General features: G+C 71.5%; 22 protein-coding genes and 1 tRNA gene. 13 read left to right on the plus strand and 10 right to left on the minus strand.

Annotated elements, in window-relative coordinates:
• Window positions 1-63 precede the first annotated feature (63 nt).
• Entirely contained in the window at window positions 64-1218 is a 1155-nt protein-coding gene (locus OG299_RS23315) for a low temperature requirement protein A (protein WP_327362509.1), read from the minus strand.
• Window positions 1219-1572: 354 nt separating this feature from the next.
• Here OG299_RS23315 and OG299_RS23320 point away from each other — a divergent pair, with 354 nt between their 5' ends.
• From OG299_RS23320 to OG299_RS23330, 3 genes are all read left to right on the plus strand, one after another.
• Window positions 1573-1719 (plus strand): hypothetical protein, encoded by a 147-nt coding sequence (locus OG299_RS23320; RefSeq protein ID WP_327362510.1) that lies wholly within the window; start codon window positions 1573-1575, stop codon window positions 1717-1719.
• 2 nt (window positions 1720-1721) lie between these two features.
• Window positions 1722-3155, plus strand: coding sequence for a NarK family nitrate/nitrite MFS transporter (locus OG299_RS23325; RefSeq protein ID WP_327362511.1), 1434 nt, complete (start codon window positions 1722-1724; stop codon window positions 3153-3155).
• A gap of 79 nt (window positions 3156-3234) precedes the next feature.
• The gene (locus OG299_RS23330) at window positions 3235-3456 is read left to right on the plus strand and encodes a hypothetical protein (protein ID WP_327362512.1); all 222 of its coding nucleotides are present in this window, start codon (window positions 3235-3237) and stop codon (window positions 3454-3456) included.
• Window positions 3457-3460: 4 nt separating this feature from the next.
• Here OG299_RS23330 and mscL read toward each other — a convergent pair whose 3' ends face one another.
• From mscL to OG299_RS23345, 3 genes are all read right to left on the minus strand, one after another.
• On the minus strand, window positions 3461-4024 hold the full coding sequence (gene mscL, locus OG299_RS23335) for a large conductance mechanosensitive channel protein MscL (RefSeq protein WP_266628522.1): 564 nt from the start codon (window positions 4022-4024) through the stop codon (window positions 3461-3463).
• A gap of 123 nt (window positions 4025-4147) precedes the next feature.
• A complete protein-coding gene (locus OG299_RS23340) occupies window positions 4148-4711 on the minus strand; it encodes a hypothetical protein (RefSeq protein ID WP_327362513.1) in 564 nt (187 codons plus the stop codon).
• A gap of 147 nt (window positions 4712-4858) precedes the next feature.
• Entirely contained in the window at window positions 4859-5185 is a 327-nt protein-coding gene (locus OG299_RS23345; protein ID WP_327362514.1) for an ArsR/SmtB family transcription factor, read from the minus strand.
• A gap of 112 nt (window positions 5186-5297) precedes the next feature.
• On the opposite strand from OG299_RS23345, the gene OG299_RS23350 reads away from it, so the two are divergent.
• Complete coding sequence (locus OG299_RS23350; protein WP_327362515.1) at window positions 5298-6278, plus strand: quinone oxidoreductase family protein; 981 nt, start codon at window positions 5298-5300, stop codon at window positions 6276-6278.
• Window positions 6279-6327: 49 nt separating this feature from the next.
• Here the strand turns inward: OG299_RS23350 and OG299_RS23355 are convergent, their stop codons facing one another.
• From OG299_RS23355 to OG299_RS23375, 5 genes are all read right to left on the minus strand, one after another.
• On the minus strand, window positions 6328-6885 hold the full coding sequence (locus OG299_RS23355; RefSeq protein ID WP_327362516.1) for a carboxymuconolactone decarboxylase family protein: 558 nt from the start codon (window positions 6883-6885) through the stop codon (window positions 6328-6330).
• 128 nt (window positions 6886-7013) lie between these two features.
• Complete coding sequence (locus OG299_RS23360) at window positions 7014-7847, minus strand: S-methyl-5'-thioadenosine phosphorylase (RefSeq protein WP_266628532.1); 834 nt, start codon at window positions 7845-7847, stop codon at window positions 7014-7016.
• An 84-nt stretch (window positions 7848-7931) separates the two neighbouring features.
• On the minus strand, window positions 7932-8228 hold the full coding sequence (locus tag OG299_RS23365) for an FmdB family zinc ribbon protein (protein ID WP_266628534.1): 297 nt from the start codon (window positions 8226-8228) through the stop codon (window positions 7932-7934).
• Between the two features lie 67 nt (window positions 8229-8295).
• The gene (locus OG299_RS23370) at window positions 8296-9630 is read right to left on the minus strand and encodes an MFS transporter (protein ID WP_327362517.1); all 1335 of its coding nucleotides are present in this window, start codon (window positions 9628-9630) and stop codon (window positions 8296-8298) included.
• Between the two features lie 400 nt (window positions 9631-10030).
• Window positions 10031-11488: a potassium/proton antiporter gene (locus OG299_RS23375; RefSeq protein ID WP_399852002.1), complete on the minus strand. Its 1458-nt coding sequence runs from the start codon at window positions 11486-11488 to the stop codon at window positions 10031-10033.
• Between the two features lie 289 nt (window positions 11489-11777).
• Between OG299_RS23375 and OG299_RS23380 the strand changes: the two genes are divergently transcribed.
• Window positions 11778-14612, plus strand: coding sequence for a penicillin acylase family protein (locus OG299_RS23380; protein WP_327362518.1), 2835 nt, complete (start codon window positions 11778-11780; stop codon window positions 14610-14612).
• Here OG299_RS23380 and OG299_RS23385 read toward each other — a convergent pair.
• The gene (locus OG299_RS23385; protein WP_327362519.1) at window positions 14602-15216 is read right to left on the minus strand and encodes a 5-formyltetrahydrofolate cyclo-ligase; all 615 of its coding nucleotides are present in this window, start codon (window positions 15214-15216) and stop codon (window positions 14602-14604) included. The two genes, OG299_RS23380 and OG299_RS23385, sit on opposite strands and share 11 nt — an antisense overlap.
• Before the next feature lie 96 nt (window positions 15217-15312).
• Between OG299_RS23385 and galU the strand changes: the two genes are divergently transcribed.
• From galU to OG299_RS23425, 8 genes are all read left to right on the plus strand, one after another.
• Window positions 15313-16215, plus strand: a complete 903-nt coding sequence (gene galU / locus OG299_RS23390; RefSeq protein ID WP_266628541.1) for a UTP--glucose-1-phosphate uridylyltransferase GalU — start codon at window positions 15313-15315, stop codon at window positions 16213-16215.
• A gap of 4 nt (window positions 16216-16219) precedes the next feature.
• Window positions 16220-17560, plus strand: a complete 1341-nt coding sequence (gene glp, locus OG299_RS23395) for a molybdotransferase-like divisome protein Glp (RefSeq protein ID WP_327362520.1) — start codon at window positions 16220-16222, stop codon at window positions 17558-17560.
• A gap of 74 nt (window positions 17561-17634) precedes the next feature.
• Window positions 17635-18147, plus strand: coding sequence for a cyclic pyranopterin monophosphate synthase MoaC (gene moaC / locus OG299_RS23400; protein ID WP_030302752.1), 513 nt, complete (start codon window positions 17635-17637; stop codon window positions 18145-18147).
• Between the two features lie 119 nt (window positions 18148-18266).
• Window positions 18267-18770, plus strand: a complete 504-nt coding sequence (locus OG299_RS23405; protein ID WP_266633481.1) for a MogA/MoaB family molybdenum cofactor biosynthesis protein — start codon at window positions 18267-18269, stop codon at window positions 18768-18770.
• A 17-nt stretch (window positions 18771-18787) separates the two neighbouring features.
• On the plus strand, window positions 18788-19396 hold the full coding sequence (locus OG299_RS23410; RefSeq protein WP_266628547.1) for a GNAT family N-acetyltransferase: 609 nt from the start codon (window positions 18788-18790) through the stop codon (window positions 19394-19396).
• Window positions 19397-19578: 182 nt separating this feature from the next.
• Entirely contained in the window at window positions 19579-20604 is a 1026-nt protein-coding gene (gene sepX / locus OG299_RS23415) for a divisome protein SepX/GlpR (protein WP_327362521.1), read from the plus strand.
• 76 nt (window positions 20605-20680) lie between these two features.
• Window positions 20681-20754: transfer RNA gene (locus OG299_RS23420), tRNA-Ala, on the plus strand.
• A gap of 162 nt (window positions 20755-20916) precedes the next feature.
• A complete protein-coding gene (locus OG299_RS23425) occupies window positions 20917-24912 on the plus strand; it encodes a hypothetical protein (protein WP_327362522.1) in 3996 nt (1331 codons plus the stop codon).
• Window positions 24913-24955 lie beyond the last annotated feature (43 nt).

Raw genomic sequence — 24955 nt, forward strand, 5'->3', positions numbered from 1 at the left:
CGTTTCTTCTCCCTGTCGCCGGCGCGCTCGCCCTGGCCGCCGCGGCCACGGCGCCCGCCGTCCTCACGCACCAGAACGCTCCCGGTGGGCCAAGGTCACGCCCACCGCAACGGAGGCCGAGGCGACCAGCCCGGCCCAGAGCACTGCCTGCGCGCCGGTCCACGCGCAGGCGAGGATGGCCAGCGCCGTGAGCGGCAGCACCAGCTGCTGGGCGGCGCCCCGCTTGAAGTGGCGGGAGTGCAGGAGCCAGACGAAGGCCAGGAAGAGCGCTGCCGGGATGCACACCGCGAGATGGGCGGACAGGGCCGAGATGTGGGCCTTGCCGACCGCGTGCTCGATCGCCACTTCGAGGCCGGCCCCGATGGCGGCGGCCGAGGCGAAGATCACGTAGTGCCCGTACCCCCACGGGATGGCCTCGCGATTGCCCCGCAGCCGGTCGTGCGCGGGAACGGCGAAGTAGATCCACCAGGCCGCGAAGACCAGCAGCAGTCCGCCGGCGGCGATCGGCAGCAGCTCGCCCAGCGCCTCGTGCTCGTCGATCGCCGACTGGACCGCGACCGTGCTGGCGGCGATGGTCTCGCCGAGCACGATGATGGTGAACAGGCCGTACCGCTCGGCGATGTGGTGCGGATGCCACTGGGTCTGGTAGCTGCGCTCGGCGACGGCCGGAATCAGCAGCTCGACCATCACGAGGGTCAGGAACAGCCACCTGCGGGAGTGCTCGGGGGCGGCGAGCAGCGCCACCCAGCCGGCCTGGCAGACCAGCAGGCCGATCGCGTACGTGAGCGCGGTGCGCCGGGCCGGCCCCTGCTCCCCGGCGGCGGCGCGCAGCCACTGCAGGGTGAGCGCGAGCCGCATCACCACGTAGCCGAGGACGCAGATGGTCCAATTGTTGTCGTTGAAGGCGCGCGGGATCCCGGCCGAGTAGATGAGCACACCGGCGATCTGCACGAGGGTCGCGATCCGGTACGGGACGTCGTCGACGTCGTAGGCAGAGGCGAACCACGTGAAGTTCATCCAGGCCCACCACACCCCGAAGAACACGAAGAGGTAGCCGGTGATGCCGGCGCCGAAATGGCCCTCGGCGAGCGCGTGGACGAGCTGCCGGCCGGCCTGCGCCACGGCGACGACGAAGCAGAGGTCGAAGAACAGCTCCAGCGGGGTCGAGGCCCGGTGGCTCTCGTGCCGGCTGCGGGAGGTCATCGGTACGTACGTCATACCGCCAGGACATCAGCCGTACGCCGGCCGGCAGGCGAGGCGCGCAGGCGCCCGATCCGGCGCCGGGTGCGCCGACAAGCCGGGCGGGAGTGTTGCACACCCGCGTACCCGGCGGCCGTGAAGACCGCCGTCTGAGCCGTCCGGGCCTCACCCGTCCGGCCCACCCACAACTCCCTCATAACGGGCCCACACTGTGCATACCGCCTAGCGTGGTGCTGTGTCCGAGCCCTCAGACGTCCTCGCGGCCGAGCCGCCGCCCCCGCCCGTGCCTCCGCGTCCGACCGAGCCGCCGGGGGCCGGGACCCTCCCGCCGGCCGGGAGGTCGGTCTCCGTCTGACCCTGGCCCTCACCGTCGTGATCGGCCAGCTCTGGGCGCTCACGGTGACCGTCGACGAGTGGATGGAGGGCAACACCGGCACGGCCTGGTGGGGGGCGGGATTCCTGGTCCTTTCCTTCCTCGCCGTGCTGGGACTGTGGCTCCTCGACCCGAAGGACCGATGACCATGTCCACGCCGACGCCCACGCCCGTTCCGTCCCCGGTGCGCTCCCAGCGCCGGGAGAGCTACCGGCCCGGTGCCACCATCGGCGACTGGCGGCCCGAGGACGAGGACTTCTGGCAGTCCACCGGCCGGACGGTCGCCCGGCGCAACCTCTGGGTCTCCGTCCCCGCGCTGATGCTCGGCTTCGTGGTCTGGCAGGTCTGGTCGGTCACCGTGGTCAGACTGAACGACGTGGGCTTCGGCTTCTCCAAGTCGCAGCTGTTCTGGCTGACCGCCATCCCCGGCCTCACCGGCGGCACCTTCCGGATCCTGTACACCTTCATCGGGCCGAACTTCGGCGAGCGGAAGTTCACCGCGTTCAGCACGGTCATCCTGGTCGTGCCCATGTTGTGGCTGGGCTTCGCACTCCAGGACACCGGCACCCCGTACGGGGAGCTGGCCCTGATCGCGGCCGTCTGCGGTATCGGCGGCGCCAACTTCGCCTCTTCGATGGCGAACATCGGCTTCTTCTTCCCCAAGCGGGAGAAGGGCAGCGCCAACGGCCTCAACGGCGGCCTCGGCAATCTCGGTGTGAGCGTGGTCCAGCTCGTCGCCCCGCTGGTGGTCACCGCCGCCGTGCTGGGCGCACCGGCGGGCCGCCCGCAGCACGACGCGAAGGCGAACACCGACATCTGGCTCCAGAACGGCGCGTTCCTCTGGGTGCCGCTGCTGGTGGTCATGGCGCTGCTCGCCTGGTTCCTGATGAACGACCTCAGGGTGTCCGCGGCCCCCTTCAGCCAGCAGAAGGTCATCTTCAAGCGCAAGCACAACTGGCTGATGACCTGGCTCTACGTCGGCACCTTCGGGTCGTTCATCGGTTTCGCCGCCGGCCTGCCCCTGCTGATCAAGAACAACTTCGAGGCGCAGGGCCACCAGGCCACCACCTATGCCTGGATCGGCCCGTTCGTCGGCGCGCTCATGCGGTGGGCCGGCGGCCGGCTCTCCGACAGGATCGGCGGAGCCAGGGTCACCATGCTGTCCTTCGCCGGCATGGCCGCGGCGCTGGCCGTGGTGATCTTCGCGCTGCCCTCGGACGGCCACCAGGGCAGCTTCTGGGCGTTCCTCACCGGCTTCCTCGCCGCCTTCGCCTTCTCCGGGCTGGGCAACGGATCGACCTTCCGGCAGATTCCGGTGATCTTCCGGGACCAGCACATGCGGGACGCCGAGGGGAAGGGGCCGCAGGCGCAGGCCGCAGCGTTGAAGCAGTCGGAGAGGGAGGCGGGCGCCGTCACCGGCTTCTCCTCCGCCATCGCCGCCTACGGGTTCTTCTTCATCCCCGCCATGTTCGCGGCCATGGCCGTCACGAACGCCCTGTGCCTCTTCATCGGCTTCTATGCGACCTGCCTGGCCGTGTGCTGGTGGTTCTACGCCCGCAAGGGCGCCGAGGCTCCCAGCTGACCCCGCGCCGGGGCCGGTGCCCGGGCGAGAGCCGGGGCGGGGCCGGAGGGCGGGCCGGGAGCGGCCGTACCCTGGAGGCATGAGCACCGCCCCCGCCTCCGACCCGCAGTCCTCGCAGCCCGCCTCCCGGCCCGAGGCCGCGCCCGCGGCGAAGCCCAGGCCCCGGCTCGTCTTCGACGACCCGCTGGACCAGCAGTCCGCGGACGACACCGACCGCGGTTGGGGCGAGCGGCAGCCCGCCGGCGGGAGCACCGCAGACCTGGCCCGCTTCCTCGACGAGAAGCCGCCGCACCACATCTGACCTGCTAGTACCCCGAGCCGGGGTGACCGTACTGGCCGCCCTGGCCGCCCTGGCCGCCCTGGCCCCCATACCCGCCCTGGCCGCCCTGGCCGCCGTACCCGCCCTGGCCATTCTGGCTGCGCTGGGCGATCAGCTCGTCCCGGATCTCCTTGAGGACCACCAGCTCGGTGATCTCCATGGTCTCCTGGACGCCCTCCTTGGCCCGGCGGCGCTGCTCCATCTTGGCGAGGTACTTCGACATCGGCAGCACCATCAGGAAGTAGACGACCGCGGCCGTGATCAGGAAGGTCAGTGCGGCGTTCAGCACCGAACCCCAGAGGATGTTCACGCCCGTGGGCTCCCCCTTCGCGTCGATGCCGCAAGGGTCCTTCAGGCAGGACGTGTAGCCGTCCAGGCTCTTCGTGCCGACGGCGCCCACCAGCGGGCTGATGATCCCCTTCACCACCGAGTTCACGATGTTCGTGAACGCGGCGCCGATGACGACCGCCACCGCCAGGTCGACCACGTTGCCGCGCATCAGGAAGGCCTTGAAGCCTGCCAGGACGCTCTCCTTCTTCTTCTCGCTCACCACTGAGCCTCTCTTCGAATCCGCCGAACATGGAGCCAACGGTTCCGAAAGCTACGGCAGTCCGGGCACGGCGTGTCCAATCGGTGCCCGTCTTGTGGTGACTTGACTGCACGGCCGTCCGATTCAGCACAACGTCACCGCCAGTCGTGCCACAGCGCCCGCCCCCACGAGAGCCCGCGCGGTGTCCCGGGGCACCGACAGGACCACCAGCCCCCCGCCGTCCCCAACGCCCTTCTCCGGCTCGGGCACTTCGACCACCCGGGCGCCCGCGGCGACCACCCGCGGCGGGCCGGCGCGCTCCGCCGCCACCACGTCCACCCGGTCCCCGGGCCGCAGCAGCCGCACCGTCGCCGCGTCCGCGATGCGCACCGGCGCCGACACCCACCGCACCGCCGCGGGCGGCGGTTTCACCTCCGGCGGCGCGGCGCCCCGCGAAGCCTGTGCCTCCGTCCCGCCCACCACCGCCAGCGCTGCCGCCAGGACGGCCAGCCCGGCCGACGCGGCCCGCCGCCGACGGCGTACCGCGCGGCGCAGCCGGTCCCCGCCCCGGCCGACGCGAAGCGGGGGAAAGGACGGGACCGGGCGCGCAGGGGGACACGGAGAGGGAGTGGAGGGGGCGGAAAGAGCGGAAGGAGCGGAAGGAGCGGGCGGACTCGAGAGGGAAGAGAGGCGCGAGGTATTGGACATGACGGCCACCACCAGTGAGCTGAGTTCCGGTGTCCGGGCCGGCGCCCGGACACCCCTCACGATCCGCCGCCCCGCCGTATCCCGCTCGCGCCTGTGGATGATCCCCAGCCTGTGGACAACGTCGTCACCCACAGGGGTGAGTGCCCGTCAGGCCCCGGTGCTCTCCTCGCGCAGGACCAGGCCCAACAGCCCCGGGAAGCGGGCCTCGAACTCCGCGCGCCGCAGCCGGTTGACGCGCCCCCGCCCCTGGTCGCGCTGCTCCAGCAGCCCGCAGCCGCGCAGCACCGCGAAGTGGTGGCTGAGGGCCGCCTTGCCCACGGGCACGTCGAAGGTGCCGCAGCTGCGCTCCCAGTCGCCCGCACCCGCGAGTTCCCGTACGAGCTGCATCCGCACCGGGTCGGCGAGCGCGGCGAGGGCCGCCTGGACGGGCACGTCGTCGGGGTGGGTGTGCTCGGGTTCGGCCCGGTTCCCCATCGCGGTTCCTCCCTGCAGTGCTTGCGCTCTTGCGGAATGTTCGATGAAAACCGTACAGTCACGTCACCGCAGTGTTCGCTTTTCATCGAACAGTCTAGCCGGGGGTACAGCCATGCACGCAGTCGAGTTCCACGAGTTCGGCGGACCCGAGGTCCTCCACGCCACCGAGGTCCCCGTACCGGAGCCGGCCCACGGCGAGGTGACCGTCGACGTCGCCTACGCCGGAGTCAACTTCGCCGACGTCCTGGCCCGGGCCCACGGCTACCGGGTCCCGGCCCTGCCCTTCCGCCCCGGCCTCGAGATCTCCGGCCGCATCCGGGCCGTCGGCCCCGGAGTCGCGGGCCTGCGCCCCGGACAGGAGGTCGCCGCCCTCACCTCGCACAGCGGTTACGCCGAGGTCGCCGTCGCCCCCGCCGCGACCGTCTTCGCACTCCCCGAGGGCATCTCCCTGCGCACCGCCGCCACCCTGCCGACCGTCCTGCCCACGGTCCAGGGGCTCGTCCACGAGGTCGGCCGGCTGCGCGCCGGGGAGACCGTACTCGTCCAGAGCGCGGCCGGCGGCATCGGAACCGTTGCCGCCCAGGTCGCCCGGCTCGCCGGAGCCCGCGCCGTCTACGGCGTCGTCTCCCGCCCCGAAAAGGCCGCGGAAGCCCTCAAGTACGGCTACGACGAGGTGTTCGTCGGCGACGGCTTCACCGAGGACGTGCTCCGTGCCACCGGCGGCCGCGGAGTCGACCTCGCCCTCGACCCCGTCGGCGGCGACACCTTCCGCCGCAGCCTGGACTCGCTCGCGCGCTACGGCCGCCTCGTCGCCTACGGCAACGCCGGCGGAGCCGCACCCTGGCAGGTCGGCCAGCCCGAGCTCAACCCGCGCGGACTCTCCGTCGGCGGCTTCTCCGTCCTCACCCTCGCCCAGGACGACCCCGGGGCGCTGCGCGCCCTCGCCGCCGACTCCTTCCGGCTCGCCGCGAGCGGCAAGGTCCAACTGCCGGTCACCGCCGAGTTCCCCCTCGACCGGGCCGCCGAGGCGCACCGCCTGATGGACACCCGCACCACCACCGGCAAGCTGCTGCTCCGCGTCGCGGGGGAGTGAGGCCCGCCCGGGGCCGTTGACCGCCCGCCCGGACCCGCCACGCTGCGGTTCACGGCCGGGCCGGGATCTCGCAGGCCTCGGAGAAACCCTGGCTGGTCAGGCCGAAGGCGCGATTGGCCCGCGAGCGCCAGTTCTCCAGCGCGACCATCGCGGTGAGCTCGACGAACGCCGCCTCTCCCAGGCGCGCGATCAGCTCGGCGGCGAGCTCGTCCGTCACCGACGGCTCGGTCTCGGTCATCGCCTCGGAGTACTCCATGACCAGCTGTTCCAGCTCCGTGTAGGCCCCGCGGTTCTCCCGCCACCGCGGCACCTGCCCGATCTTCCGCGCCGAAAGCCCCCGTTCCAGGCCCTCCCAGTAGCCGAAGTCCATGCACCACGAGCAGTTGATCCGGGCCGCCGCCGCCATCACCGCGAGGTGCTTGAGCCCGGCGTCGAGGGCGTGCCACTTCGCCGCCTGCTGCTCGAGGCGTACGTACGTGAACAGCACGCGCGCGTTGTGCCCGTACGCCTGGCCGGGGTCGAGCACCTTGCCGTACCTGCGGCGCGAGTACCAGGCGCCGATGCGCATGAGGAGGGTGCGGGGCGGGGTGAGCGAAATGCGCGACATGGCGGTCGCCTCCTGGAGGGTCGGTCTCGGCGGTCCTTCACCAGCCGAGACCGGACAGCCCTCCGGAATGTGACAGCCCGCCTCGGATTCCTCCCGGGATCCTCGTGGCGGCAGGCAGGCAGGGCCCGTTACGGGAGTTCGATGCCCAGGTCCCAGCCGTCGTGGGCGTGGGTGCACAGGCAGGCGCGGGACTCCGTCGCCGGGAGCGCCGCCACCGCGTCGAAGAGGACCTCGCGCAGACGGTCCACGTTCTCGCCGAACACCTTCAGGACCTCCGTGTGGGACACGCCCTCACCGGTCTCCGCGCCCGCGTCCAGGTCGGTGACCAGCGCCATCGACGTGTAGCAGAGCCCCAGCTCGCGCGCGAGGACCGCCTCCGGGTGGCCCGTCATGCCGACGACCGACCAGCCCATCGCCGCGTGCCACTTCGATTCGGCGCGCGTCGAGAAGCGCGGGCCCTCGACCACGACCATCGTGCCGCCGTCCACGGGCTCCCACGCCCGGCCCCGCGCCGCCGCCAGCGCCACCGAGCGGCCCACCGGGCAGTACGGGTCGGCGAAGGTGGTGTGCACGACGTTCGGCACGGTGCCGTCGGGCAGCGGCTCGCCGTCGAAGAAGGTCTGGGCGCGGGACTTCGTACGGTCGACCAGCTGGTCGGGGACGAGCAGCGTGCCCGGACCGTACTCGGTGCGCAGCCCGCCGACCGCGCACGGGCCGAGCACCTGGCGTACGCCCACCGAACGCAGCGCCCACAGGTTGGCCCGGTAGTTGATCTTGTGGGGCGGGACCTTGTGGCTGCGGCCGTGGCGCGGGAGGAAGGCGATCTGCCGCCCGGCCAGCTCGCCGAAGAAGAGGGAGTCGCTCGGGGGCCCGTACGGGGTGTCCACCCGGACCTCGGAGACGTCCTCCAGGAAGGAGTAGAACCCCGAGCCGCCGATGACACCGATCTCTGCGTTAGCCATGCGGCCACCCTAACCGGGCATGCACAAGGCCCCGCCGCCCGGAAGGGGCGACGGGGCCTTGCGAAGAACGGACGGGATCGGAGATCAGGCAGCCGACGTGGAGCTGCTGCTCGAGCTCGACGTCGAAGACGCGGCGGACGTCGACGAAGCGGCCGGGGCGGCAGGCGTCGACGGCTTCGAGGCAGGGGTGCTGCTCGACGAAGCGCCACGGCTGTCGTTCCGGTAGAAACCGGATCCCTTGAAGACGATGCCGACCGCGGAGAACACCTTCTTCAGGCGTCCGTGGCAGTTCGGGCACTCGGTCAGTGCGTCATCGGTGAACTTCTGCACGGCCTCAAGGCCCTCACCGCACTCGGTGCACTGGTACTGGTAGGTCGGCACGAATTTCCTCCTGGCACTCTGACTCGATGAGTGCTAACGACGTTCCATGGTGACGTATTCCGGCCGATCAGTCCACCGTCACCGGCACGCGGTGACCGAGACCACGCTCGTTCACCCGCGCACCAGGGACCTCCGGAGCAGCGGCCGCAGGCGATCCCGCCGACGAGCTGATGATCCGGCTCGGGGCCTTCGGAGCCAGCTTCGAGCGCAGCGCGAGCAGGGTCGCCAGCGCCAGCACGGTGCCCGCCATGGGCACCAGGAAGCCGTACGAGGACCCGTGCGCGTCCGTCAGACGGCCGGCCAGGGTCACGGCGGTGGCCTGACCGAAGGCGACCGCGCCGGTCAGCCAGGTGAAGGCCTCGGTCCGGGCGTTCGCCGGGATCAGCGATTCGATCATCGTGTAGCCGGTGATCAGGGCCGGGGCGATGCACAGGCCGACGACCAGGCCGAGCGCGCCCAGCAGGACCATCGAGTGGGCGGTCCACAGGACCGAGGCGGCCACGGTGAGGCCGGCGTAGCCGAGCAGCAGCCGGCGGCGCGGGCCGATCTTCCAGGCGATGGCGCCGCAGGCGATGCCCGCGGTCATGTTGCCGGCCGCGAAGACGCCGTAGAGCAGGCCGTTCGCACCGGGGTTGCCGATCTCGTTCGAGAAGGCGGCCAGCGACACCTGCATGCCGCCGAAGACGGCGCCGATGCCGAGGAAGGCCACGATCAGGACGCGCAGGCCCGGGAAGGACAGCGCGGAGGCATGCTTCTGGCCCTCGGCCGCGGCGGCGTGCAGCTTGGGCTGCGTGGCGCGCTGGGCCGCGAAGACCAGACCGCCGGCCAACGTGAGGGCGGCCTCGGTGATCAGACCGGCGGCCGGGTGGACGCCGGTGCACAGGGCGGTCGCCAGCACCGGGCCGACGACGAAGGTGAACTCGTCGGTGACGGACTCGAACGCGGCGGCCGTCGGCAGCAGCGGGGAGCCCTCGAGCCTGGCCGCCCAGCGGGCCCGGACCATCGGTCCGACCTGCGGGACGGAGGCGCCGGCCGGGACGGCGGCCAGCGCCAGTGCCCACACGGGGGCGCCCAGCAGCGCGAGCACCACGAGGGCGATGACGGCGGCGGAGTGCATGAGGACGACGGGGACCAGGACGGCGCTCTGGCCGCGGCGGTCGGTGAGCTTGCCCATCACCGGGGCGGACAGCGCCATCGAGACACCGGTGACGGCGGCGACGATGCCGGCGCTGCCGTAGGAGCCGGTGGTGTGCTGCACGAGCAGCAGGATGCTGATGGTCAGCATGCCGAACGGGAGCCGGGCGGCGAATCCCGGGAGAACGAAGCCGATGGCGCCGGGCGTGCGCAGGAGCTGCCCGTAACCGGGGCGTGCGGACTTGTCGGTCGTGACCGCGGATGTCACGGCCTGGCCTTTCCGCTGCCTGGTAGAGCGTCCCCGTCTGCGGACGGTGTGCCGCCTCGTGAGCGACCGCACCCGTACATGTGGGAGCCCCGAGAGCTGTCCTCTTGCGCAGAACCGAGTGATACCTGGGCGCCCACTGCGGGAGGGAGCCACGGCCGCTTTGCGGTCGCGCCAGCTCTGCGTCAGGCAGAGTTGGTTCGATGTGGTGTGCCTTTATCGTACAGGTAGTACGCGCGTAGCGTCCTGTGATTCCGGTGACAGAATGTGCCTTCACCTGCGATTAACCGGAAGTTCGCCTTCCTCGGGTCTTCAAAGCAGGGTGAAACGGCATGCAAACCCCCGAAAACACAGAATTAGAACGGCGCTCTAACTCTCTGTTCAAGTCCGGGACCGGCCCCGCTCAAGCCCCGTTCGAGCCCGTGCCGAGCCATCCGGCCAGCTTGCCGCCCCGCGCCACCGCCCGCAGCCGGGCCTCCGCCGCGTCCCGTACCGGATCCGTGGCCACCACCAGCAGCTCGTCCCCGCGCCGCAGTACGGTCGACGGCAGCGGTACGAAGCTCTTCGCGTCCCGGACCACCAGCGTCACCGACGCCCCCGGCGGCAGCCGCAGCTCGCTCACCTCGACGCCGTGCATCCGGGAGGCGTCCGGGATGGCGAAGGACAGCAGGTGCCCGCGCAGCTTCTCCAGCGGCGCCGACTCGATCCCCAGGTCGGCGGCGCCCTCGTCGCCGGCGCCGAGCTCCAGCTTGCGCGCGAGCCAGGGCAGGGTCGGTCCCTGGACCAGGGTGTAGACGACGACCAGCACGAAGACGATGTTGAAGACGCGGTCGCTGCCCTCGATCCCGGTCACCATCGGGATGGTCGCCAGGATGATGGGCACGGCGCCGCGCAGCCCCGCCCACGACATCAGGGCCTGTTCCTGCCAGGGCAGCCGGAACGGCAGGAGGCTGACGAAGACCTCCAGCGGCCGCGCCACCATCGTCAGGACCAGCCCGATGATCACGGCGGGCCAGAAGTCCTGGGCCAGCTCGTGCGGGGTGACCAGCAGGCCGAGCAGGACGAACATGCCGATCTGGGCGATCCAGCCGAGCCCGTCGGCGAACCCTCTCGTGGCCGGCCAGTGCGGGAGCTTCGCGTTCCCGAGCACCATGGCCGCCAGGTAGACGGCGAGGAAGCCCGAGCCGTGCGCCATCGCGCCCGCCGCGTACGCCGTCACGGCGATCGCCATCACGGCGATCGGGTAGAGGCCGGAGGCGGGCAGGGCCACGTGCCGCAGGCCGTACGCCCCCATGAAGCCCACCGACAGGCCGATCGCGACGCCGATCGCCAGCTCGAGGGCGATCTTGCCGAGCAGGACGTACCACTGGTCCACCGGGCCGACGGTCGCGAAGGCGACGACCAGGATGACGACGGGGGCGTCGTTGAAGCCCGACTCGGCCTCCAGCACGCCCGTGATCCGCGAGGGCAGCGGCACCTTGCGCAGGACGGAGAAGACGGCCGCCGCGTCGGTCGAGGAGACGACCGCGCCGATCAGCAGGGCCTGGCGCCAGTCCAGTCCGACCAGGTAGTGCGCGCCGGCCGCCGTGACGCCGACACTGATCGCGACGCCGACCAGGGACAGGACGATCGCGGCCGGCAGGGCGGGCTTGATCTGTTTCCACTTGGTGCCCAGACCACCCTCGGCGAGGATCACGACGAGCGCGGCGTAACCGATGACCTGAGTCAGTTCGGCGTTGTCGAAGACGACGTTGCCGATGCCGTCCTGGCCTATCGCGATGCCTATGCCGAGGTAAATGAGCAGGCTGGGGAGGCCGCTGCGTGAAGAGATGCGTACCGCCGCGACGGCGACGAGCAGCACGAGCGAGCAGACCAGCAGGAGCTCATTGAGCGTGTGGACGGTCAGCGGGCGGCCCTTTCCTCAAGGCGCCAGGCGGAACGTTCCTCCAGGCGACAAGTCCGGCAAGATCGGCAGGTACTTCGTTACCTTACCTAATATTTGACGCGCCCTTTACGCGATAACCACATTGTGAAACCCCTGTTCGGCCCTGTCCTCGTCACCTCGACCCCTGGCGGATCAACGGACCCGGTCCTGCGCCTATGGTTGCTCCCAGCACTCCCAGGACCACCCTGCCCCTCTAAGGACAGCGATGCCCGCCAACGAAACCGCTCCTCCCGTCAAGAAGAGGGGACGACGCGCCCGTCTGATCGTGCTCGTGCTGGTCCTGGCGCTCCTCGCGGGCTTCGGGTACGGGACGTACTGGAGCATGGACAACGTCCGTGCCTCGTTCCCCCAGGCCACCGGCACCCTCAAGGTCCCCGGCCTGACCGGGACCGTCGAGGTCAAGCGCGACTCCCACGGCATTCCCCAGCTCTACGCCGACAACGACGACGACCTCTTCCGCGCCCAGGGCTTCGTCCACGCCCAGGACCGCTTCTGGGAGATGGACGTCCGCCGCCACATGACCTCCGGCCGGCTCTCCGAGATGTTCGGGTCCGGCCAGGTCGAGACCGACGCCTTCCTGCGCACGCTCGGCTGGCGCCAGGTCGCGCAGGCGGAGTACGACACGAAGCTCTCGGCCGAGACGAAGAAGTACCTGCAGGCCTACGCCGACGGGGTCAACGCGTACCTGAAGGGGAAGTCCGGCAAGGACCTCTCCGTCGAGCACGCCACCCTCAAGCTCAGCGACGACTACCGGCCCGAGCAGTGGACCCCGGTGGACTCGGTGGCCTGGCTCAAGGCGATGGCGTGGGACCTGCGCGGCAACATGCAGGACGAGATCGACCGCGCGCTGATGTCCAACAAGCTCACGCAGGCGCAGATCGACGAGCTCTACCCGCCGTACCCCTTCGACCGGAACAAGGCGATCGTCGACGGCGGCAAGATCGACGGCGGGAAGTACACGCCGCAGGGCGGCGGCGCGGCCGCCGGCTCCACGGGAACGGGCTCCGGCAAGGGTTCCGGCAGCGCCGCCGGCTCGCAGGCCTCGACCACCGGCTCGCAGCCCTCGCCCACCGGCCTCGCGGACGACACCACCGCCCAGGGCGCCACCGTGGGCCTGCGCAACTCGCTGACCTCCCTCGCCAAGACCCTGGACAAGGTCCCCGCGATCCTCGGCCCCAACGGCAGCGGCATCGGCTCGAACTCCTGGGTCGTCTCCGGCCAGTACACGACCACCGGCAAGCCGCTGCTCGCGAACGACCCGCACCTGTCCCCGCAGCTGCCCTCGGTCTGGTACCAGATGGGCCTGCACTGCCGCGCGGTCTCGAACCAGTGCAAGTACGACCTCGCCGGCTACACCTTCTCCGGCATGCCCGGCGTGGTCATAGGCCACAACGCCGACATCGCCTGGGGCATGACCAACCTCGGCGCCGACGTCACCGACCTCTACCTCGAGCAGGTCAAGCCCGAGGGCTACGTCTACGACAACAAGGTGGTCCCCTTCACGACCCGTGAAGAGGTCATCAAGATCGCGGGCGGCACCAGCAAGAAGATCACCGTCCGCACCACCAACAACGGCCCGCTGATCTCCGACCGCAGCGAGGAGCTCGGCACGGTCGGCAGCCGCGCCCCCGTCTCCAGCTCGGCCCCCGACCGCGGCAACGGCTACGCCGTCGCCCTGCGCTGGACCGCCCTGGACCCGGGCAAGTCGATGGACGCCGTCTTCGCCCTCGACCGGGCCAAGGACTTCGCCGGCTTCCGGGCCGCCGCCCGCGACTTCGAGGTGCCGTCCCAGAACCTGATCTACGCCGACACCAAGGGCAACATCGGCTACCAGGCCCCGGGCCGCATCCCGATGCGCGGCTCCGGCGACGGCCGCATGCCGGCCCCGGGCTGGGACTCCAAGTACGCCTGGAAGGGCGGCAAGGACGGGAACGCGGGATACATCCCGCAGGACGAGATGCCGTACGACTACAACCCGGCGCGCGGCTACATCGTCACCGCGAACCAGGCCGTCGTGGAGAGCGGGACCGGCGCGGGCAAGTACCCGTACGTGCTGACCACCGACTGGGGCTACGGCGCCCGCAGCCAGCGGATCAACGACCTCATCGAGGCGAAGATCAAGGACAACGGCAAGATCTCCACCGACGACATGCGCACCATGCAGATGGACAACAGCAGCGAGATCGCCGCGCTGCTCACCCCGATGCTGGCCAAGATCGAGGTCTCGGACCCCGACGTGCGCTCCGCGCAGAAGTTGCTGGAGGGCTGGAACTACACGCAGGAGCCCGACTCGGCGGCGGCCGCGTACTTCAACGCGGTCTGGCGCAACATCCTCAAGCTGTCCTTCGGCGACAAGATGCCGAAGGAGCTGCGGATCGAGGGCAGCTGCATGAACGTCCGGGAGGAGAGCGGCGGTCCGGTCGACGACCTGGCCAAGACGGTCCGCGAATGCGGTACGCGCGACTCCGACTCGGCGCAGCCGGACGGCGGCGACCGCTGGTTCGAGGTGGTCCGGCGCCTGGTCAAGGACGAGAAGTCGGCCTGGTGGCAGACGCCCGCCGCCCGCAACCAGCCGGCGACCGCCACCCGCGACCAGCTGTTCGCGCGGGCCATGAAGGACGCCCGCTGGGAGCTGACCGCCAAGCTCGGCAAGGACCAGTCCACCTGGAGCTGGGGCCGCCTGCACCAGCTGACGCTGAAGAACCAGACCATAGGCACCGAGGGCCCCGGCTTCATGCAGTGGCTCCTCAACCGCGGCCCGTGGAACCTGGGCGGCGGCGAGGCCACCGTGAACGCGACCGGCTGGAACGCCTCCAGCGGGTACGGGGTCACCTGGGTCCCGTCGATGCGCATGATCGTGAACCTCAGTGACCTGGACAAGTCCCGCTGGATCAACCTGACCGGCGCCTCGGGCCACGCGTACCACGACAACTACTACGACCAGACGGACATGTGGGCCAAGGGCGAGCTGCTGGACTGGCCCTTCGGCAAGGAGGCCGTGGACAAGGCGACGGCGGAGACGCTGACGCTCAAGCCGTGAATCTGATCACCCCCGACGGGGTGGCCACCGCCTGAACGGGGTGGTCGTGCGGTTCCTCCGGGACCCGCGCGACCACCTCTTCGTCGTAGAGGAGCACGACCAGCGCGGGATGCGCCCCGGCGCGCTCCAGGCGCGCCAGTACCCGGTCGTACGAGCCCCCGCCGCGCCCCAGGCGCATCCCGCGGCCGTCCACGGCCAGCCCCGGCAGCAGGACGGCGTCGGCGCCGGCGACCGCGTCCGGCCCGAGCCGGGGCCCGGCCGGCTCCAGCAGCCGCATCCTTCCGGGGTGGGCGGCCCCGGCGAGGCTGCCTTGGCCTTCGTACGCCGCCCAGTCGAGGTCGTTGTCGGGCAGCAGGACGGGCAGCAGCACCCGCTTCCCGGCCGCGCGCAGGGCGTCCAGCAGATCGCGGGTGCCGGGTTCGGCGCCGACGGAGACGTACGCGGCCACGGTGTGCGCATCGGCCAGCTCGGGCAGTTCAAGAGCGGAGCGGGAGAGCGCGAGGGCCGACGTACGCAGGAATGCGGGGGACAAGGCGCGGCGGGCGGCCAGGAGTTCTCGGCGCAGCCCGGCCTTTTCGGACGGGTTCGGCGGGTTCCATACCACAGCTGACTCTGATTTCCTTTCAAATCGGGGCGAAGTCGGATCTATTCACCGGAATCAAACCCGGAGCGGTCCGTGAGACCCACTATCGTTCTGCCCATGACTCAGTTGCACCCTGTGATCAAGAAGGCCGTGATCCCGGCCGCAGGTCTCGGCACCCGCTTCCTTCCGGCGACGAAGGCGACGCCCAAGGAAATGCTCCCGGTCGTGGACAAGCCGGCCATCCAGTACGTCGTCGAGGAGGCCGTCTCGGCGGGCCTGGACGACGTTCTCATGATCACGGGGCGTAACAAGCGCGCACTCGAGGACCACTTCGACCGCAATTACGAGCTGGAATCGGCCCTCATCGCCAAGGGCGACGACGACCGGCTCAAGAAGGTCCAGGAGTCCAGCGACCTCGCCACCATGCACTACGTCCGCCAGGGCGACCCGCGCGGCCTCGGCCACGCCGTCCTGTGCGCCGAGCCGCACGTCGGCGACGAGCCCTTCGCCGTCCTGCTCGGCGACGACCTGATCGACCCCCGCGACCCGCTGCTGCGCCAGATGACCGACGTCCACGCCCGCACCGGCGGCACCGTCATCGCCCTCATGGAGGTCGACCCCGCCAACGTCCACCTCTACGGCTGCGCCGCCGTCGAGGCCACGGACGAGGAGGACGTCGTCCGGATCACCGGCCTCGTCGAGAAGCCGGACGCGGCGGACGCGCCCAGTAATTACGCGGTCATCGGACGCTATGTCCTGCACCCCGCGATCTTCGACATACTGCGGGAGACCGAGCCGGGCCGCGGCGGGGAGATCCAGCTCACCGACGGCCTGCAGAAGCTTGCCGCCGACGAGACCGTGGGCGGCCCGGTGCACGGCGTGGTCTTCCGGGGCCGCCGCTACGACACCGGAGACCGCGGCGACTACCTGCGGGCCATCGTCCGTCTCGCGTGCGAGCGTGAGGACCTGGGCCCGGAGTTCCGCACCTGGCTTCACCGTTACGTCACGGAGGAGATGTAGCACCTTGAGCAGCCGCGCACCGCAGGACACCGGCCACGGCGCCCAGCGCCTGTGGTCGGTCGACGAGCACCTCGCGGACGTCCTCGCCGCCATCCGGCCGCTGGAGCCCATCGAGCTCCAGCTGCTCGACGCCCAGGGCTGTGTCCTGGTCGAGGACGTCACCGTGCCCGTCGCCCTCCCGCCCTTCGACAACAGCTCCATGGACGGGTACGCCGTCCGCACGGCCGATGTCCAGGGCGCGAGCGAGGAGTTCCCCGCGGTGCTGACGGTCATCGGGGACGTGGCGGCGGGCAGCGGAGAGCTGCCCACCGTCGGCCCCGGCCAGGCCGCCCGCATCATGACGGGCGCCCCGCTGCCTCCGGGGGCCGAGGCCGTCGTGCCGGTCGAGTGGACCGACGGCGGCAGCGGCGGCGGCGCGGCCGCCGGCATGACCCCGGCCAGCGCGGCCCCCGAGGGCGCGGGCGGCGAGGTGCGGGTGCACCGGGCCGCGGAGGCCCGGGCGCACGTACGCTCGCGCGGCAGCGACGTCCAGGCCGGGGACCTCGCCCTGGCCGCCGGCACGGTGCTCGGCCCGCCGCAGATCGCGCTCCTCGCGGCCATCGGGCGGGGCACCGTACGGGTGCGGCCGCGCCCGCGCGTGGTCGTGCTGTCCACCGGCAGCGAGCTGGTCCAGCCGGGCGAGTCCCTGGCCGCGGGGACGATCTACGACTCGAACAGCTTCGCGCTGGCCGCCGCGGCGCGCGACGCCGGGGCGATCGCCTACCGGGTCGGGGCCGTGGCCGACGACGCCGAGACGCTGCGCTCCACCATCGAGGACCAGCTGATCCGGGCCGACCTGCTGGTCACCACGGGCGGCGTGAGCGTCGGCGCGTACGACGTGGTCAAGGAGGCGCTGTCCTCGGTGGGCACCGCCGAGGACGAGCCCGACGGCGGGCGGATGGACTTCCGCAAGCTCGCGATGCAGCCCGGCAAACCGCAGGGCTTCGGCACCGTCGGCCCGGACCACACCCCCCTGCTGGCCCTGCCCGGCAACCCGGTGTCCTCGTACGTCTCCTTCGAGCTGTTCGTACGCCCCGCGATCCGCGCACTCATGGGCCTGGCGGACGTAAACCGGCCCAGCGTGCGGGCGGCCTTGAAGGCCGACAAGGCGCTGGGCTCCCCGGCGGGCCGCCGCCAGTTCCTGCGCGGCACGTACGACGCGGAGAGCGGCACGGTCAGCCCGGTCGGCGGATCGGGGTCCCACCTGATCGCGGCCCTGGCCCACGCCGACTCGCTGATGGTCGTACCGGAGGACGTCACCTCGGTGGAGCCGGGGGCCGAGCTGGAAGTGGTCCTGCTCGGCTGAAGTCCTGCGGGTGCGGGTAGCGTGTTGCACCACACAGGCCCTTGCGGGGCCCGGAGCGGGAGCGGCACGAACCTATGGCAGCGTTTTCCCAGGGGGCGACCCCCGGACCCCCTGAGCACAGCAGGCTGACGCACATCGACGAGGCCGGCGCGGCCCGGATGGTGGACGTCTCGGAGAAGGACGTCACGACGCGGACGGCACGGGCCAGCGGGCGCGTGCTCGTCTCCGCCCGGGTGATCGAGCTGCTGCGCGGCGAGGGCGTGCCCAAGGGCGACGCCCTCGCCACCGCGCGGATCGCCGGGATCATGGGCGCGAAGAAGACCCCCGACCTGATCCCGCTCTGCCACCCGCTGGCCGTATCGGGCGTGAAGGTGGACCTCTCGGTCGCCGACGACGCCGTCGAGATCCTCGCCACCGTCAAGACCACCGACCGCACGGGCGTCGAGATGGAGGCGCTGACCGCCGTGGCGGTCGCCGGGCTCACCGTCATCGACATGGTGAAGGCCGTCGACAAGGGCGCCGTCATCACGGACGTCCGGGTGGAGGAGAAGACCGGCGGCAAGTCCGGCGACTGGACGCGCGCGTGAACGCCCCGCGCGGCGGCGACGCCTTCAGCCACGTCCCCGTACCCGCCCCGCCGGCGGCGGGCGGGACCCGGGCGGCCGAACCGGACGCCGCGGGCGCGGCCCGGGAGCCCGGGCGCACCCTGCGCGGGCTCGTGGTCACCGCCTCGAACCGCGCCTCGGCGGGCGTGTACGCCGACCGGGGCGGACCGCTGCTGGCCGAGGGGCTCGAGAAGCTCGGCTTCACGGTGGACGGCCCGCGGGTCGTCCCCGACGGGGATCCCGTCGAGCAGGCGCTGCGCGAGGGCGTGGCCGCCGGGTACGACGTCATCCTCACCACCGGCGGCACCGGCATCTCGCCGACCGACCGCACCCCGGACGCCACCGCGCGGGTGCTGGACTACGAGATCCCGGGCATCCCGCAGGCCATCCGGGCCGAGGGCCTGGCGACCGTGCCGACCGCGGCCCTGTCCCGGGGCCTGGCGGGCGTGGCGGGCCACACCCTGATCGTGAACCTGCCCGGCTCGACCGGGGGCGTCCGCGACGGCCTCGCGGTCCTCACGCGGATCCTGCCGCACGCCGTGGACCAGATCCGGGGCGGCGACCACCCCGTGCCCCCGGGCAGATCCTCCGGGAGCCCGAGCTGAACGGACCCTCCTGGCCGGTGGTGCTGACCGACGGCGACGTCACGCTCCGGCCGATAAAGCTGCGGGACCAGGGCGCCTGGCGCGAGGTCAACCGGCGCAACCGCGACTGGCTCCGGCCGTGGGAGGCGACGATTCCGCCGCCCGCGCCGTGGGGGCCGGTGATCCACCGGCCGACGTACCGGCAGATGGTCCGCCATCTGCGGGCCGAGGCGAACGCCGGGCGGATGCTGCCGTTCGTCATCGAGTACCAGGGCCGGCTCGTCGGCCAGCTGACGGTCGCCGGGATCACCTGGGGCTCGATGTGCGCGGGCCACGTCGGCTACTGGGTGGACCGCGAGGTGGCGGGCCGGGGCGTGGTGCCGACGGCCGTCGCGCTCGCCGTGGACCACTGCTTCGCGAAGGTCGGGCTGCACCGGATCGAGGTGTGCATCCGCCCGGAGAACGGGCCGAGCCGGCGGGTGGTGGAGAAGCTGGGCTTCCGCGAGGAGGGGCTGCGGCCGCGCTACCTCCACATCGACGGCGCCTGGCGCGACCACCTCGTGTACGCGCTGACGGCGGAGGAGGTCCCGGAGGGGCTGCTGCGCCGCTGGCACCGCGGACACAGGCAGGGCACCTCGTCGGCGTAGCGGGCAGCGGCCGGCCGAAGCTCGGTAAACGAATAACTGTTCGAATTATCGGGTCGGGAAACCGATTCGCCCATAACCTGATCCGAAGAATCACAAAAAAAGTCCGTGATATCAGCCAGTTCGTGCGACACACCGGTCCAATTGGCGGATCCGCCCGGCCGCGCCCCTCTACGGTGTGAGGTGTGAGCAGCAGCGGCCTCATCTACGCAGTCATTGTCGGGGCCTGGGCCGCCTACTTGGTGCCCATGTGGCTCCGGAGGCAGGACGAGCTGAACGAAGCCCGTCCGACGGAACGCTTCTCCACTGCCATTCGGCTGCTTTCCGGCCGGGCGGGAATGGAGCGCCGTTACGCCAAGGGGCTGCGTGAACGCGGCGACCAGGAGGCCGAGCCCGAGCACCGCGCGGACCCGGACGCCGCGACGGAAACGGTGAATTCCGTGGACGCCGACGCCCGGGCCGTCGGCGTGCCCCCGACCAGGGCGGAGCCGAGGTCGGCCGTGGCGGAGCGGCACCGGCGCGAGCAGCGCCTGCAGGTGCTCGCGCGCCGCCGGCGCACCACCGCACTCCTCTTCCTGATCTTCACGCTCGGTGCGGTCGTCGCGGCGGTCGGCGGCCTGGGCTACCTCTGGGCGCCCGCCGTACCGGCCCTGCTGCTGAGCGCGTACATCGTGCACCTGCGGGTCCAGGAGCGGCGCCGCTACGAGTTCACCATGGACCGGCGGCGCGCCGAGGCCGCCGCCCGTCAGCTGCGCGAGAACCGCCCGCGCCGCCGTGAGCCGGAGGCCGCGGCGGGATCCGAACCGGACCCTGCGCCACCCGTCTCCCCGCAGGAGGCCGGACGGCGCGCCCTGGTCGAGCAGACCGACCACGCGGAGTGGGTGGACCAGCAGCGCGAACGCGAACGCGGCCCCGCCCGCGGTGACAGCTGGGAGCCGGTCCCGGTCCCGCTGCCGACGTACGTGACGGCGCCGGTCGCCCCGCGCGCCACCGGTCCTGCGACCCCGGACGCCTGGAGCGCGACCCGCTCGAGCACGGCCGAGCCGACGGACCCGCGCCTGCGCGCCCAGCCGTCGCCGGCCCCGAAGGCCGAGCCGAAGCCGGACCACAAGCCCCAGCCGAACGCCCGCCCGCGCGGCCAGGGCCGCGGCCGCACGCCGCTGTTCGACCAGTACGAGAGCGACGACCGCCCCCGCGCCGCGAACGAATGACCGGACCTGCACGGACGCTCCCCGGTATCGGTTTTGGAGCACCCGCGCGGGGGTGCTAATGTTTCACACGTCGCAAGGGCCTGTGGCGCAGTCTGGTAGCGCACCTCGTTCGCATCGAGGGGGTCTGGGGTTCAAATCCCCACAGGTCCACAGACGATGAAGATCCCGTCCGATCGCAAGATCGGGCGGGATCTTCGCGCTTCCCGGGTTCGATAATCCCCTTGGGCCTCCCCTGTAGGCGGTGGTTAAACTCCGCCTGCCCGTAACCCGTGTGATGGTCATCCGGGTCGGGCCGTTTGAACTGGGGGGTTCATGAGTTTGCTGCCGATCGGCAGAAGAGTGCGGGAAAGACGGGGGAGAGGCCGCGGGGCGGTTGCCTCCGGTGCCCTGCTGCTCGCCGTACTGACCGCGTTCACCGGTCAGACCGGATCCGCGTTCGCGGCCGCCGCGCCGCCCGCGGCCGGCGCCTCACCGCAGGCCGAGACCACCGCGCCGGCCCCGGCCGGGCCCAAGGCGCCCCCGAAGGCGGACCCGAAGGCCGACCACGAGGCCGCCGTGCGGGCGCTGCGCCAGAGCGACGCCGCCGAGGACTGCCCTGCGGCGCTCGCTCCGCACACGACCGTCAACTGCACGGTGGAGCCGAACAAGACCGCGTCCTTCGCGCTCACCCTGCCGCAGCAGAAGGACCTGCTGCTGCTCCAGGCCGTCTCGGCCCAGGGGTCGGTCTACACCAAGCTCGTGGGGCCGGACGGCGCCGCGGTGACCTGTGAGCCGGCGTTCGGCAGCAGCTTCGGGTACGGGGCCCAGCGCTGCGCCACCGGCAAGGCGGGTGCCTACACCCTGCAGGTCTGGAGCAACAGCGGTTCGCAGAACGACATCTCGGTGTCGTACGTCCCGCTGCTCTCCTCCACCTCCTGCAAGGCGGTGGGCGCCGCCGACCGCAAGCTCGGTGCGCCGACCGTGTTCCACGGTGCACCGGCCGCCGGCTCGGCGGGCGACTGCTACACGCTGGACCTGGCCACGAACGACGTACTGCGCGGCTACGCCTCCACGTACCGGGTCACCCAGAGCGTCTACGACGCCACCGGCACGCAGATCTGTTCCTCCCGGGACCACGAGAGCGACGCCCTCGACTGCAAGCTCACGGGCACCGCGCCGTACCGGATGTCGGTGCTGCAGTTCTCCGGGGCTGCCGAGACCTATGACCTCACGGTGGCCCGGCTCTCCAAGCCCGAGGGCTGCACCGTGGTGGAGCCGCAGGCGTTCGGGGTCTCCCCGGACCTGAGCTCCACGGTGCGCTGCCGCACCCTGCGGGTGTCGCAGGGCGGCGCGTACGCCTTCGAGCCGGTCTCCTCCGGCGCCGCCCCCTACGGCGGGCTGTTCGCGGCCGACGGTGCGCCGATGGCCGGCTGTGCTCAGGGCGCCTGCGACCTGACCCCCGGTGACCACACCTGGGTGGTCGACCCGCGGAGCACCGAGGCCGGCGCCTTCGGGATGGCCTTCCTCTCGACCAAGGAGGCCCGGGGCTGCACCGCGACCCACGACAACGGGCTGGTCGCCGGTCCGGCCACGGGCACCTTCGGCGGAGCCGGGCAGAAGCTCTGCCTGACGCTGCCGACCGCCACCGGCAAGGGCGTCTACCTGCTCAACCGGCCGCCCGCCGAGGGCACCGCCGCCACTGTCGTGGTCTACGACGCCTCCGGCGCCAAGCAGTGCGAGGACGACGCCCGCGCCTACGCCGTCTGCAAGCTGACCGGTACCGCTCCGTTCCGCGCGGTGCTCAGCGGCACGCCGTCCCAGGCGTACGGGCTGGTCGTCCACCGGACCGGTGAGACCGCGGGCTGCACCCCGTGGCAGCAGACGGGCTTCGACGGCACCTGGGGCGCCGAGGTCTCGCAGACCCCGGCCGACCCGATGCGCTGCCTGGCCATCGCGGCCGACCGGCACTCCACCGCGGAGATGCTCGACTACGCCAACCTCAACAACAAGGTGAACGCGTCGGTCCAGCTGGTCGACCCCACCGGTACCACCGTCTGTTCCACGGCCGGTTCGTCCACGACCATGTGCGGCCTCGCGGCCGGTGTCCCGTACACGGCCATGCTGATCCTCACGGGCTGGCAGCCGGACACGTACAAGCTGGTGCGCCGGGACGTCTCGGCGACCGCGAAGTGCCTCACGCCGTCCTCGACCGCCGTCGGCGGCAAGTCGACCCCGCTCGACCTGACCTCCGCGCTCGACGCCCGCTGCGTGCGGGTCACCGCAGCGGCGAAGGACAAGTTCTGGCTGAGCTCCCGGACGCTCGGGGACGCGCGCTACGAGCCCTCCACCCTGATGATGGCGGTCGACGCCGACGGCAAGTACGTCTGCCGTCAGTGGGGCGTCTCCTGCCGGGTCACCGGCTCGACCTCGTACCTCGCGGTCGTGCTGGCCTCCGGGTACAAGGACAAGCCGATCCACACGAACGTGGACGCCTGGAAGGTCGGCACGGCGACCGGTTGGGCACCGGAGTGCACGGCCAACCCCCTCTCGGTCAACGGCTTCCCCGCACGGAGCGGGGTGCTCTCCGAGTCTTCGACGGGCTACTGCGCCGTGGTCGACGTGAAGCCCGGTCAGGCCTTCAAGGTCGTCGGCAACAGCAGCTCGACCACCAGCGAGCAACCGTCCCTGAACCTGCACGGTGCCGCTCAGTGGACGAGCACGAACCTCGAGTACCAGTGCGGCCAGACATGGGGCGCGTTCGGCGCTCGGTGCCAGGCACTCGGCAACGCCGAGGGCGGCCAGGCCGTATTCCTCATGAGCGCCGGCCGGAGCGCCACGCCCGTGGAGTACAGCATGCAGGGACTGTGCGACTCCGAGTGCGTCTACCCGCAGCCGGGGGCGGTGCCGACCTCGATCAGCCCCGCTACGGGCGCCGCCGGGACGCAGACCCACGCCGTCGTCCGCGGCACCGGGCTCACCCTGGACACCAAGCTCCACCTGGTGCGCAGCGATGCGTGGGGCGACCCGAAGCCGGTCATGAAGGTGCTGTCGGTGAACGCCGACGGCACCGCGCTCGACGTCCTGGTCGACACCAACGCTCTGGCGCCGGGCACGTACGACGTGGCGCGTGACGGCTACGCGCCCAACCCCGGGCAGCCCTCCCCGGGCTACCTGCCGAAGGCGTACACGGTGACGGCGGCGGCGACGGTGACGAAGAGCCGGTTCGTGCCGATCACGCCGTCGCGGTTCCTGGACACCCGTGACGGTGTCGGGGCGACGAAGGCGCGGGTCGGCCCGGGTGGTGTGGTCACGCTCCAGGTGGCCGGTGTGAAGGGGGTCCCGGCGAGCGGGGTGACCGCGGTCGTGATGAACGTGACCGCCGTCAATCCGACCGAGGCGGGGCACGTGATGGTGTACCCCAACGGTCAGCCGAAGCCCGCGGTGTCGAACCTCAATTTCTCGGCGGGGCAGATCGTGCCCAATCTGGTGACCGTTTCGGTCGTCAACGGGAAGGTGGACCTGCGCAACAACGCCGGGTCGGTGGATCTGATCGCGGATGTGACCGGGTACTTCACCGACAAGGCGGACACGGGGTCCGCGCTGACGCCGATCACGCCCGCCCGCTTCCTGGACACCCGGGACGGTACCGGGGCGACGAAGCAGCGGGTCGGCCCGGGCGGTGTGGTCACGCTCCAGGTGGCCGGTGTGAAGGGCGTTCCGGCGAGCGGGGTGACCGCGGTCGTGATGAACGTGACCGCCGTGAACCCGACGGAGGCCGGGCATGTGACCGTCTACCCGAACGGGCAGGCGGCGCCGGGGGTTTCCAACCTCAACTTCACCGCCGGGCAGATCGTGCCGAACCTGGTGACGGTCCCGGTGGTGAACGGGAAGGTGGACCTGCGCAACAACTCGGGTTCCGTCGATCTGATCGCGGATGTCACGGGGTACTACGCGGCCACCGGGTCTGCGTTCTCGGCGGGTTCGCCGGTGCGGCTGCTGGACACGCGTGAGGGTCTCGGCGCGCGCGCCGGGGCGGTCGGCCAGGGCGGGGTCGTCAGCCTGAACGTGGCCGGGGTCGAGGGCGTGCCGCTGACCGGGGTGAGCGCGGTGGTGCTCAACGTCACCGTCACCAACCCCACCCAGGACAGCCACCTCATCGTCTACCCGCACGGTGTCGAGCGCCCCGGCGTCTCGAACCTCAACTACCGGGCGGGGCAGACCGTCTCCAACCTGGTGGTGGTCCCCGTGGTGGACGGGCGGGTGACGTTCTTCAACAACGCGGGCAGCGTCGACGTGATCGCCGACCTGAACGGGTTCTTCACGTCCTGACCCGGATCCGCACTGCCTGACGGGGGATCCCGCCCGATCGCGA

Origin of the sequence: Streptomyces sp. NBC_01296, from assembly GCF_035984415.1 — a bacterium.
GTDB lineage: Bacteria > Actinomycetota > Actinomycetes > Streptomycetales > Streptomycetaceae > Streptomyces.